Source organism: Clostridioides sp. ZZV15-6383, from assembly GCF_020657735.1.
Classification (GTDB): Bacteria; Bacillota; Clostridia; order Peptostreptococcales; family Peptostreptococcaceae; genus Clostridioides; species Clostridioides difficile_D.
Genome location: NZ_JAGWCV010000238.1, coordinates 1 through 255 on the forward strand (window position 1 = coordinate 1; position 255 = coordinate 255).

The following is a 255-nucleotide window of genomic DNA, read 5'->3' on the forward strand; positions in this document are numbered from 1 at the left end:
TATGCGTTTTCTAAATCTTTTAAAGCGTTTTGTAGTGAAAATTTGTCAGGTTCTTTAAGCCACTTTAATTCTTTTTTTAAATTGGTTAAATCAGAACTACACTGTTTATAAGTAAAAGTTTCTTTATTGTTTTTATAAACATCTATTCTTTTAGCAAGATACTTATTATATACAAATCTACAACATCCAAAAGTTTTGTTAATTAACTCTTGCTGTTTTTTATTTGGATACATTCTAAACTTATAAGCTTTTTCC

1 protein-coding gene is annotated in these 255 nt (G+C 24.3%); it reads right to left on the bottom strand.

The genetic code is table 11. From position 1 onward, the window contains the following. On the bottom strand, positions 1 to 255 hold a 255-nt coding region (locus tag KGF42_RS19625; RefSeq protein WP_227826949.1), incomplete at both ends, for a helix-turn-helix domain-containing protein.